Origin of the sequence: Microbispora corallina, assembly GCF_016863035.1 — a bacterium.
In the GTDB taxonomy this organism is placed as follows: Bacteria; Actinomycetota; Actinomycetes; order Streptosporangiales; family Streptosporangiaceae; genus Microbispora; species Microbispora corallina.
Genome location: NZ_BOOC01000001.1, coordinates 188,911 through 202,897, shown reverse-complemented (window position 1 = coordinate 202,897; position 13,987 = coordinate 188,911). Strand labels below are relative to the sequence as shown.

General features: G+C 73.1%; 11 protein-coding genes. 9 read left to right on the top strand and 2 right to left on the bottom strand.

Annotation, left to right across the window (positions count from 1 at the left end; all coding sequences use genetic code 11):
• Positions 1 to 84: 84 nt before the first annotated feature.
• The 6 genes from ftsZ to Mco01_RS00895 all read left to right on the top strand — a co-directional run bounded on the left by ftsZ (position 85) and on the right by Mco01_RS00895 (position 6,349).
• Positions 85 to 1,491 (top strand): cell division protein FtsZ, encoded by a 1,407-nt coding sequence (gene ftsZ, locus Mco01_RS00920; protein WP_204054989.1) that lies wholly within the window; start codon positions 85 to 87, stop codon positions 1,489 to 1,491.
• Between the two features lie 39 nt (positions 1,492 to 1,530).
• Positions 1,531 to 2,271, top strand: coding sequence for a YggS family pyridoxal phosphate-dependent enzyme (locus Mco01_RS00915; protein ID WP_204054988.1), 741 nt, complete (start codon positions 1,531 to 1,533; stop codon positions 2,269 to 2,271).
• Positions 2,272 to 2,398: 127 nt separating this feature from the next.
• Positions 2,399 to 2,926, top strand: coding sequence for a cell division protein SepF (locus tag Mco01_RS00910; RefSeq protein ID WP_204054987.1), 528 nt, complete (start codon positions 2,399 to 2,401; stop codon positions 2,924 to 2,926).
• 82 nt (positions 2,927 to 3,008) lie between these two features.
• Positions 3,009 to 3,296 carry a YggT family protein gene (locus Mco01_RS00905; RefSeq protein ID WP_036321398.1) on the top strand — a complete coding sequence of 96 codons (288 nt, stop codon included), beginning with the start codon at positions 3,009 to 3,011 and terminating at the stop codon, positions 3,294 to 3,296.
• A gap of 49 nt (positions 3,297 to 3,345) precedes the next feature.
• A complete protein-coding gene (locus Mco01_RS00900) occupies positions 3,346 to 4,209 on the top strand; it encodes a DivIVA domain-containing protein (RefSeq protein WP_204054986.1) in 864 nt (287 codons plus the stop codon).
• A 46-nt stretch (positions 4,210 to 4,255) separates the two neighbouring features.
• Positions 4,256 to 6,349, top strand: coding sequence for a hypothetical protein (locus Mco01_RS00895; RefSeq protein ID WP_204054985.1), 2,094 nt, complete (start codon positions 4,256 to 4,258; stop codon positions 6,347 to 6,349).
• A gap of 103 nt (positions 6,350 to 6,452) precedes the next feature.
• Here the strand turns inward: Mco01_RS00895 and ileS are convergent, their stop codons facing one another.
• Positions 6,453 to 9,611: an isoleucine--tRNA ligase gene (gene ileS / locus Mco01_RS00890; protein WP_204054984.1), complete on the bottom strand. Its 3,159-nt coding sequence runs from the start codon at positions 9,609 to 9,611 to the stop codon at positions 6,453 to 6,455.
• Positions 9,612 to 10,289: 678 nt separating this feature from the next.
• Here ileS and Mco01_RS00885 point away from each other — a divergent pair.
• The 3 genes from Mco01_RS00885 to Mco01_RS00875 are packed head-to-tail and all read left to right on the top strand — an operon-like array spanning position 10,290 to position 12,146.
• Positions 10,290 to 10,685, top strand: a complete 396-nt coding sequence (locus Mco01_RS00885; protein ID WP_036321391.1) for a TraR/DksA family transcriptional regulator — start codon at positions 10,290 to 10,292, stop codon at positions 10,683 to 10,685.
• A complete protein-coding gene (gene lspA, locus Mco01_RS00880; RefSeq protein WP_239103239.1) occupies positions 10,658 to 11,224 on the top strand; it encodes a signal peptidase II in 567 nt (188 codons plus the stop codon). Before Mco01_RS00885 ends, lspA begins: the two co-directional genes overlap by 28 nt.
• The gene (locus tag Mco01_RS00875) at positions 11,217 to 12,146 is read left to right on the top strand and encodes an RluA family pseudouridine synthase (protein ID WP_036321385.1); all 930 of its coding nucleotides are present in this window, start codon (positions 11,217 to 11,219) and stop codon (positions 12,144 to 12,146) included. Before lspA ends, Mco01_RS00875 begins: the two co-directional genes overlap by 8 nt.
• A gap of 214 nt (positions 12,147 to 12,360) precedes the next feature.
• Here Mco01_RS00875 and Mco01_RS00870 read toward each other — a convergent pair whose 3' ends face one another.
• Positions 12,361 to 13,929: a serine/threonine-protein kinase gene (locus tag Mco01_RS00870; RefSeq protein WP_204054982.1), complete on the bottom strand. Its 1,569-nt coding sequence runs from the start codon at positions 13,927 to 13,929 to the stop codon at positions 12,361 to 12,363.
• Positions 13,930 to 13,987 lie beyond the last annotated feature (58 nt).

Here is a 13,987-nt window from a genome sequence, read left to right as displayed (position 1 = left end):
ATCTCAACTTGAGGGTGAGAGTTCCAAACGAAGACGGCGGGCCCTGCCCGCATGAAACGCAAACGAGCGGAAAGGCCCCTCGTCGTGGCAGCACCGCAGAACTACCTCGCGGTCATCAAGGTCGTCGGCATCGGCGGCGGCGGAGTGAACGCCGTCAACCGGATGATCGAGGAGGGACTCAAGGGCGTCGAGTTCATCGCCATAAACACTGACGCCCAGGCGCTGCTGATGAGTGACGCCGACGTGAAGCTCGACGTGGGGCGCGAGCTCACGCGGGGCCTCGGCGCGGGCGCCAACCCGGAGGTGGGCCGCAAGGCCGCCGAGGACCACCGGGAGGAGATCGAAGAGGTCATCAAGGGCGCCGACATGGTCTTCGTGACCGCGGGCGAGGGTGGCGGCACCGGAACCGGCGGCGCGCCGGTCGTGGCCAGCATCGCCCGCTCGCTCGGCGCGCTGACGATCGGCGTGGTCACCCGGCCCTTCAGCTTCGAGGGCAAGCGCCGGGCCATGCAGGCCGAGGCCGGCATCGAGACCCTCCGCGAGGAGGTCGACACGCTGATCGTCATTCCGAACGACCGGCTGCTGTCGATCTCCGATCGCCAGGTGAGCGTGCTCGACGCGTTCAAGGCCGCCGACCAGGTGCTGCTGTCCGGTGTGCAGGGCATCACCGACCTCATCACCACGCCCGGTCTGATCAACCTGGACTTCGCCGATGTGAAGTCGGTCATGTCCGGCGCGGGCTCGGCCCTCATGGGCATCGGCCACGCCAGGGGCGACGACCGGTCGGTCGCCGCCGCGGAGATGGCGGTCTCCAGCCCGCTGCTGGAGGCGAGCATCGACGGCGCCCACGGCGTGCTGCTGTCCATCGCGGGCGGCTCCGACCTGGGCCTGTTCGAGATCAATGAGGCCGCCCAGCTGGTGTCCAACGCCGCGGCCTCGGACGCCAACATCATCTTCGGCACGGTCATCGACGACGCCCTCGGCGACGAGGTCCGGGTGACGGTGATCGCGGCCGGCTTCGACGAGCCGGCCCCGGCCAAGCCGGTCGCCGCGCCGCTGACGCGGCCGCAGCAGGCCCGCCCGGCCGCCGCGGCTCGGCCCGCCGCGCCTCAGGCGCCGGCGAAGCCGGAGCCGCAGGCCGAGCAGCCGGCCCGGCCGGTCATGGGCACGGCCTCGGCGCCCGCCACCCCGGCGGTCCCGCCGGTCCCGGCGACGCCTCAGCAGCCGGTCCAGCCCGCCGTGCCGCCGGTCCAGCAGGTGAGCCAGCCGGCCCCGGCGGCGGAGCCGGCGACCGCGTTCGGCCGGGAGCCGTCGGCCGACGGCGCCGGCCGCGCGGATCAGGGCCCGACGACCGGGCCGCTGTCGATCCCGCGGCCCGCGCCCGAGCCTCCGACCCCGATCACCTCGCGCGTCAGCCAGCCCGGCCCCCGGCGCCCCGTGGTGTTCGAGGAGCAGGAGGAGGAGCTCGACGTGCCGGACTTCCTCAAGTGACCGACCGTTCCCGCACGACCCGCACGACCCGGGCCGCCCGTGGCTGAGGCTCCGGCCGACCGGCGCCGCGAGGAGCTGGCGGCGGCCCTGGCCGTGGTCGGGCGGCGCGTGGAGGACGCCTGCCGGGCCGCCGGCAGGCCCCGGTCGGAGGTCACGGTCATCGCCGTGACCAAGACGTACCCGGCCTCCGACGTACGGCTGCTGGCCGCGCTCGGGGTGACCGACATCGGGGAGAACCGCGACCAGGAGGCCGCGGCCAAGGCGGCCGAGTGCACCGGGCTGGGCCTGCGGTGGCACTTCATCGGGCAGTTACAGACCAACAAGGCCCGGCAGGTCGTCGCGTTCGCCGACGTGATCCACTCGGTCGACCGGACGCGGCTGGTGGACGCGCTGTCCCGGGAGGCCGTCCGGGCCGGCCGGGAGATCGGCTGCCTCATCCAGGTCTCGCTCGCCGGGGCCCCGGGGGCCGGTTCGGCCGGGGGGCCGGGCGGCCGCGGCGGGGCCGCCCCCGCCGACGTCCCGGCCCTCGCCGACGCCGTCGCCCGGGCCGGGGGGCTCAGGCTCGACGGGGTGATGGCCGTCGCCCCTCTGGGCGCCGAGCCCTCGGAGGCGTTCGGCCGGTTGCGGTCCGTCGCGGAGCGATTGCGCGAGGACCACCCCTCCGCCAGGGTGATATCGGCCGGCATGAGCGGAGATATGACGCAGGCGATAGCGCACGGCGCGACACACCTGCGCGTCGGTACGGCGTTGCTCGGCCGCCGGACGCCCTTCGTCAGGTAATGTCCCCCAAGTGGACCTTGACGTCCGCGCTCAGGTAGAGGTTGACCAGCGGTGCGCTCCAAGGGGGTACGGCCACCGCCCTGCCCAGGGACCTTGCAGGCACCAGTAACACGGAGGACGACGAGCGATGGCCGGCGCGATGCGCAAGATGGCGGTCTACCTCGGTCTCGTGGAGGACGACCGCTACGAAGACAGGTACGCGGCCGAGTACGGCACCGACGAGGACTACGGCGACGAGGACTACGAGTCGCAGCGGCGGGGGTTCGCCGCTCCTCCGGTGGTCCACGCCGCGGGCCACGAGCGCGACGAGGAGGGCGACGCCCCCGTCCCCGCCCCCCGGTCCCCGGCGGCCGTCATGGAGCGCCGTACGACCGATCTGGCGCGGATAACGACCCTTCACCCCCGCACGTACAACGAGGCGCGCACGATCGGCGAGCACTTCCGCGAGGGCACTCCGGTCATCATGAATCTGACCGAGATGGTCGACAGCGACGCAAAACGGCTTGTCGATTTCGCGGCAGGTCTCGTCTTTGGGCTACACGGAAGCATCGAACGTGTTACCAACAAGGTGTTCCTGTTGTCCCCCGCCAACGTTGAGGTGACCGCCGAGGACAAGGCTCGAATCGCGGAACGCGGCTTCTTCAACCAGAGCTAGAGTTCCATCATGAACAGTGACCGGCTGAGCGGTACCCGCGTGTACCCGAGGCGGCAGGATCAGATGGAGGCGGGGCTCGACCGTGGGGATCATTAGTGAGATCTTGGTCTTCCTCCTCTTCATCTTCCTGATCCTGCTGATCGGCAGAATGATCATAGACACGGTGCAGGCGTTCGCCCGCGCATGGCGGCCCTCCGGGCTCGTCCTGGTGCTGGCGGAGGTCATCTACACGGTGACCGATCCCCCTCTCAAGTTCCTCCGCCGTTTCATTCCGCCCCTCAGGTTGGGTACGGTGGCCTTTGACCTGAGCTTCACAGTGCTGTTCATTGTGGTCTTGCTCTTGATCCAAGTTGTGAACGCGCTTCGTTGATCGGGCACCGTCTCGCCGGACAGACTCCAAGCGCGCCAAGGAGACCCAAATGCCGTTGACGCCCGCTGATGTGCGGAACAAGCAGTTCAGTACCACCCGGCTCAGGCCGGGGTACGACGAGGAGGAGGTCGACGCCTTCCTCGACGAGGTCGAGGCAGAGCTCGACCGCCTCATTCAGGAGAACGAGGAGCTCCGTGCGAAGCTGGCCGAGTGCCTGAGGGGCAAGGTCCCCGGCGGCATGGGCATGGGGAACCCGATGCAGATGGCGCCGGCCCCCGTGGCGGAGCCGAAGCCGGAGATGATGGCGCCTCAGCCTGAGCCGATCAAGCCCCCGGAGCCGGTGCGCCCCGAGCCCGTTCCTGTCGGCATGGGCCTGCCGCCCGCCGAGGACAACATGGACACCGCGGCCCGCGTGCTGGCCCTCGCCCAGCAGACGGCCGACCAGGCGATCGCCGACGCGCGCCGCGAGGCGGACGAGACGGTCACCCGCGCGCGCCGCGAGGCCGACGACATCCTCGGCAAGGCTCGCCGCCAGGCCGAGCAGATCATCGGCGACGCCCGCGCCCGGGCCGAGACGCTGGAGCGCGACGCGCAGGAGCGGCACCGCCAGGCCATGGGCTCGCTGGTGCAGACCCGCGACGAGCTCGAGCGCAAGGTCGAGGAGCTGCGCAGCTTCGAGAGGGAGTACCGCAGCCGCCTCAAGCTGTACCTGGAGAACCAGCTGGCCGAGCTGAACGTCTCCGCCGAGGGCAGCGGCGCCTTCCCGATCGTCGGCGGCGCGCCCGCGATGGCGCACGCGGTCGCCCCCGGTCCCCAGCAGATGACCGCGGCCCCCAACCCCTTCGCCCAGGAGCCCCCCCAGCACTCTGGCGCGTTCCCCGGCCCCGACGGCCCCCACAACGACCGCCGGTAAGCACCTGAACGGGTCCCCTCGGCCCGTGTAGCTCGGAGAACCCCCAGTGATCCTCATCAGTGCCGCCCTGGTCCTCGCCGCCATCGTCCTGCTCATCGCGGGCGTGGTGCTGGCGACGCCGCCCCTCGTGATGTGGTCGATCGTGGTCAGCGTCCTGTCCGCGGTCTGCCTGCTGATCGGGGCACTGCTGAGGCGCCACGAGCTGTTCCCCGCCGGCGGGCGTGCCGCCGACGGGCCGGCTCACACCCCCCCGGGTTCGCCCGTCCCGCAGCTCGCCCACGCAGGCGCCGTCACCGGCGCGTACGGCGCGGCGTTCAGTGGGGCGCCGGCGCATCCGGTGGCGACGCCGATGGTGGCGGCACCCCCGGTCACGCACCCCGGGGCACTGCCGCCGCAGTCCTTCCCCACACGTCTCCAGGCGACCGCCCCGGTCACCCGGCCGCCCGCGACGGGCGGCCGCGGCCTCGACCCTGACGCGATCGTCCTGGTGATCCCCGGCCGCAGGCGGTTCCACACGGCGACCTGCCGCCAGCTCGTGGGGCGGGACGTCGAGGAGCTCACGTACGAAGAGGCCCGCGACGAGGGCTTCACCCCCTGCACCACCTGCCTCCCGGAGCTGACCGCCCGCACCGCGGCGGAGCCCGAGGAGGCCGCGGAGCGCCGCGACGGCGCCCGCGCCGAGGCCGGTCCCACGACTGCTCCGGCCTCCGGGACACCGGGCTCGGCCGAGCCCGACCGGTCCCGCCCCGCCGCCGGCCACGAGCCGGCCCCCGAACCCCTCATCCCCGCGCCCGCCCCCGCACTCGAGGAGCTCGCGGAGTCCGCCGCCGAGTCGCCTGAACCCGCCGAGCCTGCCGAACCCGCGGAACCCGCGAAGACCGGCGAGGTCGCGGAGCCGGAGGACGCCGCCGAGCCGGAGCCGTCCCCGGGGAGCCCGCGCGACTGGTTCAGCCGTGACGCGTTCCGCCCGGCCGCGTCGAGCGAGCAGGTGGAGCAGGGCGCGTCCGCGGCGGCCCCGTCCTCCTGGACCCCGACCGGCTGGGGCGCGCCGTCCGCGCCGTCCTGGACGTCGGCGTCCGCGACCTCCTCCGGCACGGGAACGGCCGCCGACGCCCGCGACGGCTCCGGTTCCGAGGACGCGGGAACGGGCCGCGCCCACGACTGGTTCAAGCCGGGAGGGGCCGCGCGGCGCGACACCGCCGCCCCCGTCCCGGGATCCGCCGGGGGAGACGCCGACGACGCCTCCGGCGCCGCGACGTCCGGCACGGACGAATCGGGCACGGACAGATCCGGCACCGCGAAGGGCGAGCCGCCGGCGCCCGACGCGGCCGAGGCGGAGCCCGCCGCCCCCACCGGGGACGCCGGGCGGGCCGGCCTCGTGGGCGAGCCGGGCACGACGCCGGCGGGCGAGGAGCCGGTGGAGCCGGCCGAGACCACGCGACCCGGGCGCGCCGGGTCGCCGGTCTCCGCGGGCTCCACCTCCGGCTCCGCTCCCGCACGAAAGGACGCCGCGTCCCGCGACGAACGGCCCGCGCCCGGCGCGGCGGACGCTTCCGGGACCTCGGGCGCAGCCGCGACCACGGCCGGGGACGCCGATGAGGACACAGGTCCGGACACGGGCGAGGACCTGGACGACGGCGACACCCGGGACGTGACCGAGCAGGTGGCCGCCCTCCGGGTGGGCTCGGCCACCCCCCGAGGCGCCTCCCACGAGCCCGCCGAGCGCAGCTCGGCGCCCGCCTCGTCCGCCGGCGAGGACGAGGCCGCGGACGACGAGCCTTCCACCGACCGGACGCCCGCAGGCTCCGGCGCGTCGGCCTCCGCGACCGGTGAGTCCGGCTCCGAGACCGGTGGGTCGGGCTCCGACACGGGCGTGTCCGCCTCCACGTCCACCGGTGAGCCCGGCGCCGACGACGCCGACGACGCGGGCGACCGGACCGTCCAGGCGGCCCGCCCGGGAACGCCGGCGGCCGGTGACCCGCCCGCGGGCTCGGTGAAGGTCATGGTCGGCACCCGGCGCTTCCACAGCGGGGAGTGCCCGCTCATCAGCGGCATGGACGACGGCGGCATCGAGGTCATGACCCGTGCCGATGCCGAGGAGGCCGGTTTGACCCCCTGCTCGGTCTGCCAGGGCGGCTGACCCCGCGACTCCGCGCGGCCTTCCAGGCGCCGCCGATCCCTCCTGATCGATTCGGTACGCGAAAGCGCCCGGGCGGCATCCGCCCGGGCGCTTTCGCATGCGATCAGGCCTTGCGGAGCCCGAAGGAGAGACCGAGGTCGGCGTCCTCGAACCGGGGCGAGCCCTCGGCCGGGGAGCCCTCGGTGAGGCTCGCGGCCAGCACCTCGTCGGCCACCGCGCGGCCGCCGTGCCGCAGGGCCTCGGCCAGCTCGCCGTCCGCCGACCACCACAGGTCGATCCTGTCGGTGATGGACAGACCGCTCGCCTTGCGGGCGTCCTGCACGAGGCGGACGACCTCGCGGACCAGCCCGGCCCGGCGCAGTTCGTCGGTGATCGTCAGGTCGAGCGCGATCGTCTCGCCGGTGCCCGTGTCGATCGCGCCGGTCTCCACGGCCCAGCCGGTGCGGGGCTGCTCGGTGACGATCACGTCGTCCGGGCCCAGCTCGAGCACGCCGAGCTCCCCGGCGTCCACGGTGGGCGCCGTACCGGACCGCAGGGCCCTGGCGAGCGACGCGGGGTCGGCGGCGGAGATCGCCGCGGCGGCGGTCTTGGTCTGGGACCCGAACCGCTTGCCCAGCGCCCGGAAGTTCGGCTTGACCGTGAACGTCACCAGGTCGGCCGAGAACCCGGACAGGTCCTCGAGACGCTGGACGTTCAGCTCGTCGGCGATCAGCTCGCGCAGTTCGTCGGGGAGCGCGGCCCAGCCGGGGGCGCCGACCAGCGCCCGGCCGAGCGGCTGGCGGGTCTTGACCGACGACGAGGCGCGGGCGGAGCGGCCCAGCTCGACGAGGCGGCGGACCAGGGCCATCCGCTCCGACAGGACCGGGTCGAGCAGCGCCTCGTTCACCTCCGGCCAGGCGGTCAGGTGGACCGAGGCGGGGGCGTCGGCGTCGCGGAGCACGTCCCACACGTAGTCGGTGAGGAACGGCACCAGCGGGGCCATCAGCCGGGTGACGGTCTCCAGGCACTCGTACAGCGTCGCGAAGGCCGCGGCCTCGCCCGACCAGAAGCGGCGGCGCGACCGGCGGACGTACCAGTTGGACAGGTCGTCGAGGAACTCGGTGAGCCGCCGTCCCGCCCGGGTGGTGTCGAAGTCGTCCAGGGCCGCGGTGACCTCGGCGACCGTCCGGTGCAGCTCGGCCAGCGCCCACCGGTCGATGAGCGGCCGCTCCTCCCGCGCCGGGGCCTCCGCGAGACGGTCCGGCGACCACGACTCCGCGTTGGCGTACAGCGTGAAGAACGACGCCGTGTTCCAGTAGGTCAGAAGAACCTTCCGGACGATCTCCTCCAGCGCGGCGTGCCCGATGCGGCGCGGCGCCCAGGGCGACCCGGACGTGGCCATGAACCAGCGCAGGGAGTCGGCGCCGTGCCGGTCCATCAGCGGGATCGGCTGGAGGACGTTGCCCAGGTGCTTGCTCATCTTCCGGCCGTCCTCGGCGAGGATCAGGCCCAGGCACAGCACGTTCTCGTACGACGACCGGCCGAACACGAGCGTGCCGACGGCCATCAGCGAGTAGAACCAGCCGCGGGTCTGGTCGATGGCCTCGCAGATGAACTGGGCGGGGTAGGCCTTCTCGAACACGTCCCGGTTGACGTGGGGGGCGCCCCACTGGGCGAACGGCATCGACCCCGAGTCGTACCAGGCGTCGATGACGTCCGGCACCCGGCGCGCCTCGGCCGAGCAGGTGGGGCACGGGAAGGTGACGTCGTCGACGTACGGCCGGTGGGGGTCGAGGGCCGACAGGTCGGCGCCCGCGAGCTCGCCCAGCTCCTTCAGCGACCCAACGCACGTGATGTGGGAGTCGTCGGCCGTGCAGACCCACAGCGGCAGCGGGGTGCCCCAGTAGCGCGACCGCGACAGCGCCCAGTCGACGTTGTTGCGTAGCCACTCGCCGTACCGGCCGTGCTTGATCGTCTCGGGGTACCAGGTGGTGCGCTCGTTCTCCGCGAGCATCGCGTCCTTGACCGCGGTGGTCCTGATGTACCAGGACGGGAGCGCGTAGTACAGCAGCGGCGTGTGGCAGCGCCAGCAGTGCGGGTAGCTGTGCTCGAAGTGGCCGCCACGGAACAGCAGGCCGCGCTCGCGCAGGTTCGCGGTCAGCGGCTCGTCGGCGTCCTTGAAGAACGTCCCGCCGACCAGCGGGACGTCCTGGAGGAACCGCCCGTCGGGGCCGATCGGGTTGACCACCGGCATGCCGTACCGCTTGCACACCGCCATGTCGTCGGCGCCGAAGGCCGGCGCCTGGTGGACCAGGCCGGTGCCGTCCTCGACCGTGACGTAGGTGCCGAGCACGACGTAGTGCGCGCCCGGGATGTCGACCAGGTCGAACGGCCGGGAGTAGGTGGTGTGCTCCAACTCCTCGCCGGAGAAGGTCGCCAGCACCTCGGCGTCGTCGCCCAGCACCTGGGCCAGCAGCGGCTCGGCCACCACCAGCACCTCGTCGCCGTGCCGCGCCGCGACGTAGGTCACGTCGGGGTGGACGGCGACCGCTGTGTTGGAGACCAGCGTCCAGGGCGTGGTGGTCCAGATGAGCAGCGACGCGCCCAGCTCGGCCAGGCGTCCGGAGGTCGCGGGCATGCGGACGTACACCGAGGGGCTGGAGACCGTCTCGTAGCCGCCCGGCTGGCCCAGCTCGTGGTCCGACAGCCCGGTGCCGCAGCGCGGGCAGTACGGCGTGATCCGGAAGTCGCGGAACAGCAGGTCCTTCTCCCAGATCCGCTTCAGCGACCACCAGACGGCCTCGACGTACTGCGGGTCCATCGTGCGGTAGGCCTGGGACAGGTCGATCCAGTAGCCCATCCGCTGGGTCATCTCTTCGAACGCGTCGACGTGCCGCAGCACCGACTCGCGGCAGCGCGCGTTGAACTCCGCGATCCCGTACGCCTCGATCTCGGGCTTGCCCGACAGGCCGAGCTCCTTCTCGACCGCGACCTCGACGGGCAGGCCGTGGCAGTCCCAGCCGGCCTTGCGGGCCACGTGGTAGCCGCGCATCGACTTGTAGCGGGGGAAGACGTCCTTGAAGACGCGGGCCTCGACGTGGTGGACGCCGGGCATGCCGTTGGCCGTCGGCGGGCCCTCGTAGAACACCCAGGAGGGGCCGTCGGCGTTCTGCTCGATCGAGCGCTCGAAGACCTTCCCGTCTCGCCAGCGCTCGAGCACCTCGCGTTCGAGGGCCGGCAAATCGACCTGTGCCGGGAGCGAGCGGAAGTAGTGAGAAGACATCGTCGGGCGGGCCCTCCACGCTGGGGTCGGTCATGGCGTGAAGGGACGAAGCCGGCGTGCGGCTCCGCGGTACCACCCTTCTTGACGCCCCGCGCCTGGGGACGCCCTCTCGTTTTGCTTCCGCTGCCGGCTCTACTCGGCCCGAAGGCCTTTCTTCCGGCGGCTCCGGGGTGATCTTCTCGCCGCGGCCCGCCCCGGGCTCACACCGTCCCCGGGTCGCTGAGCGGGCGGATGCGGAGGTACTCGTCCCCATCAACGCCTTGCAGACTACGACGATAACGCAGACCGGAGGCGAGGGCTTCCCGATATCGGCGTGAGGTTCAAGGTGAGACTCGGCGCCATCCGGGAATACGTGGGAGGAACATACGGGGACGACGCGATTGTTGTGAGGACATGCGCCCCCGCGGTCGGCGGAGGGGCGGGATCGGCGGTCCTCTGAGGCCGTCGTCCCGGCCTCCGGTGTACGGCGGGGCGCTGTGCATCCTGTCTCGGGCGGGACAAGCCGCGACAAAGCCATTGATAACGGGGCTATGAGGAGGATCTGGCCGTACATCCCATCCCGGTAGGGGTGGGGTAAAACCCTCGGCGGGGTCGTTGCCGGGGGGTGACGAGCGACCTATGCTGCCCGGACTTGCTCATGTGCTCGACCATCGCTCCTGAAAAAAGGGGAGGCCCGCAATGGCCACGCGCGCGGCGAGAACCGCCACCAGCGACGACATCTGGTCCGACGAGGAGCTCGCCGAGGTCCGCGAGCGGCTGCTGCACGAGATCGAGGAGCTCCGCGCCGACATCACCCGGGCCGAGGCGCAACTCGCCTCCGGCGACGTCAGCCAGGGAGCGGGGGACGATCCGGCCGACGCCGGGGCCAAGACCTATGAGCGCGAGCGTGAGATCGCCCTTACCCTGAATGCGCGCGACCTGCTCGCGCAGAACGAGCGGGCGATCGCCCGTGTCGACGCAGGGACGTATGGGGAGTGCGAATCGTGCCACAAGCCGATAGGCAAGGAACGCCTGCGGGCGTTCCCGAGGGCGACGCTGTGCGTGGCGTGCAAGCAGCGGGAGGAGCGCCGCTGAGCGGCGGGGACGCCGCTCCCCGGCCCCCTCGCGCCCGCAGGGTCGCGCTGCTGGTCACGGTCGCGGCGCTGGTCTACGCGCTCGACGTCGTCAGCAAGTTCCTCGTGGTGCGGTTCCTCGAGCACAAGGAGCCCGTCACCCTCGTCCCCGGCGCGCTGGTGCTGAACGTGATCCGCAATCCCGGGGCCGCGTTCAGCATCGGGACCGGGATGACGATCGTCTTCACGCTGATCGCCGTCGTGGTCGTCGTCGCCATCCTCCGTACGGCGCGGCAGCTGCGCAGCCTGCCCTGGGCGGTCACGCTGGGCCTGCTGCTCGGGGGCGCCGTCGGCAATCTGACCGACCGGATCTTCCGCTCGCCGGCGCCGCTGCAGGGCCACGTGGTCGACTTCATCCAGGTGTTCCCGGTGACCGGGTTCCCGGTGTTCAACCTGGCCGACTCGGCGATCGTCTGCGGTGGCGTGCTCGCGGTGTTCCTCGCATGGCGGGGCTACCAGATCGACGGTTCGCGGCAGTCCGAGGAGCCCGTCGATGGGTGACCGCAGGACCCTTCCCGTGCCCGACGGCCTGGAGGGTGAGCGGCTCGACGCCGCCCTCGCCCGGCTCTTCGGGTTCTCCCGCACCCGCGCCGCCGAGCTGATCGCCGCGGGCGAGGTGCTCGTGGACGGCTCGGTCCCCGCCAAGTCGGACCGCGTCCACGCGGGCGCCTGGCTCGACGTGACGATCCCGCCGCCCCCGGCCGCCCCGGCGCCCGTGGCCGAGCCCGTCCCCGGCATGTCGATCATCTATGAGGACGACGACATCGTGGTGGTGGACAAGCCGATCGGGGTCGCGGCCCACCCGACCGTCGGGTGGACCGGCCCGACCGTGATCGGCGGCCTGCTCGGCACCGGGCACCGCGTGTCCACCAGCGGCGCCTCCGAGCGCCAGGGCATCGTCCACCGCCTCGACGCCAACACCACGGGCGCGATGGTCGTCGCCAAGAGCGAGGGGGCCTACTCCGCGCTCAAGCGGGCCTTCAAGGAGCGCACGGTCGACAAGCGCTACCACGCGCTCGTGCAGGGCCACATGGACCCGCTGCGCGGCACGGTCGACGCCCCCATCGACAGGCACCCGTCCGGCGACGGGCGCTTCGCCGTCGTCGCGGGCGGCAAGGACTCGGTCACGCACTACGACACGATCGAGGCGTTCCGGGCGGCGTCGCTGCTCGACGTCAAGCTGGAGACCGGCAGGACCCACCAGATCCGGGTGCACATGTCCGCGCTGCGGCACCCCTGCGCCGGCGACCTCCTCTACGGCGCCGACCCGACCCTCGCCGCCCGGCTCGGGCTGACCCGGCAGTGGCTGCACGCGGTCTCGCTCGCCTTCGAGCACCCGGCCACGGGGGAGTGGATGACGTTCACCAGCGACTACCCGGCCGACCTGGCCCGGGCCCTGGAGATCGCCCGCGACGAGAGCTGAACGGTCCGGACGGCGTTTCCGGCCCGCCCGGGACGACGGCGCCTCCGGCCCGTCCGGGACGGCGTTTCCGGGGCCTCGGGAGGGCGGGTCAGCCGCCGAGGCCGAGCGCGGTCACCAGCACCCGCACCACGGTGGCGACGCCCAGTGCTGCGTCGAACTGCGCTCCTCCCAGGACTGATCACCCCGCGATCCCCGTCCGGGAGGGCGGGGCGGGTCAGACGTCCCAGCCCGCGACGTCGCTCGCCGGGGTCGTCAGGTGGGCGGCGTTCTTCCCCTTCTTGCCGCCCTTGATCTTCGCCGTGTTCGTCCCCTTGGGCCCCTTCCCGTGACCTGGTCCGGGGCCCTTCCCGTTGCCCTGCCCTCCGGCGTCGGAGGGCTCGACCGACCCCCCTTCGCCGCCGCTCGACGGCTTCTTCGAGGTGGTCGGCTTGTGGGACGGGGTCTTGCGGGGAGCCTTCGGCGTGGCCTTCGCGCTCGGTCCGTGGGTGCGCGGTCCGTGGGTGCGCGGCCGCTGGGTCGCCCGGTCGTGGCCGCCGTTCGAGCCGGACGGCTGTCCGCTCCTGCGGTTCGCCACCGGCTCGGCGGTGGCGGGGGTGCCGGAGGGCCTGCCCTCCGACGGCGGGGCCGTCCTGGTCGCGAACACGGTGACGGTCGGGGTGCTCACCACTGTGGCCCTCGCGTCGGCGCCGGGCAGACGGGCGGACAGGAACGCGGCGCCGCCCGCCGCCAGGCCGACGAACGCGACGAGGGCGCCCGACCCCAGCGCGATGGCCAGGGCGGAGCGGCGCGGCCGGACCGGGGCGGCGGCCGTGGCCGCGACGGGCGTCGGCGTGGGTGTCCGCGCGAGCGCCGGAGTCGGCACGGGCGTCGGCGCCGTCTCCTCAATCACGGCCGGGCGCGGCCGGGCGAACCGCGGAGGCCGGCGCGGGGGCGGGACCATCGAGGCGCCCGTGACCATCCCGGTGGCCACCGCGTGCAGGTGCTGCGCCGCCTGCTCGGCCGTCATCCGCAGGGCGGGGTCCTTGACGAGCAGGCCCTCGATCACGGGGGCGAGCGGGCCGGCCAGGCGCAGCGGGCCCGGCTCCTCGTACATCACCGCGGCCAGCGTCGCCAGCGCGTGCCCCCGGTGGAACGGCGACCGGCCCTCGACCGCCATGAACAGCGTCACGCCGAGGGACCACAGGTCCGAGGCCCGCTGCGCCTGGGCCCCGGCCGCCCGTTCCGGGGCGATGAACGCGGGCGTCCCGACCAGCATCCCCGTACGGGTGACGGGCGAGTCGTCCTCCATGGCGGCGATCCCGAAGTCGGTGAGCACGGCGCGGCCGTCGTGGGCCAGCAGCACGTTGTCCGGCTTCACGTCCCGGTGCAGCACGCCGGCCGCGTGGGCGACCCGCAGCGCGGCGAGCACCTGGGAGCCGATCTCCGCCGCCCGCCTGGGTGACAGCGGGCCCTCCTCGCGGATCACCGAGCCGAGCGTCCGGGACGGCACGAGTTCGAGGACGATCCACGGATGGCCGTTCTCCTCGAAGGCGTCGTACACCGCGGCCACGCTCGGATGGCTGAGCCGCCCCGCGGCCCGGGCCTCCCGGAAGGTCCGGATCGTGAAGACCTCCCGCTCCGGCTCCGTCATCTCCCTGGACGCGAGCAGCTCCTTCACCGCGACCTCGCGTTCCAGCACCCGGTCGAGGGCCCGCCAGACGGTGCCCATACCGCCCCGCCCGAGTGGCTCGATCAGGCGATAGCGTCCCGCCACGACACGTTCGGAGGTCTGCGCTTCAGCCATGGTGATCGCGCTACCCGCCCAATGCAATTGCATGCGAGGGAGTCACGCATCGTAGACC

Bases quoted from the DNA above. Each gene is read 5' to 3' on its own strand.
- Mco01_RS00885 (WP_036321391.1), top strand. From the start codon at position 10,290: ATGGCCACGCGCGCGGCGAGAACCGCCACCAGCGACGACATCTGGTCC.
- Mco01_RS00875 (WP_036321385.1), top strand. From the start codon at position 11,217: ATGGGTGACCGCAGGACCCTTCCCGTGCCCGACGGCCTGGAGGGTGAG.
- Mco01_RS00900 (WP_204054986.1), top strand. From the start codon at position 3,346: ATGCCGTTGACGCCCGCTGATGTGCGGAACAAGCAGTTCAGTACCACC.
- ileS (WP_204054984.1), bottom strand. From the start codon at position 9,611: ATGTCTTCTCACTACTTCCGCTCGCTCCCGGCACAGGTCGATTTGCCG.
- Mco01_RS00910 (WP_204054987.1), top strand. From the start codon at position 2,399: ATGGCCGGCGCGATGCGCAAGATGGCGGTCTACCTCGGTCTCGTGGAG.
- Mco01_RS00870 (WP_204054982.1), bottom strand. From the start codon at position 13,929: ATGGCTGAAGCGCAGACCTCCGAACGTGTCGTGGCGGGACGCTATCGC.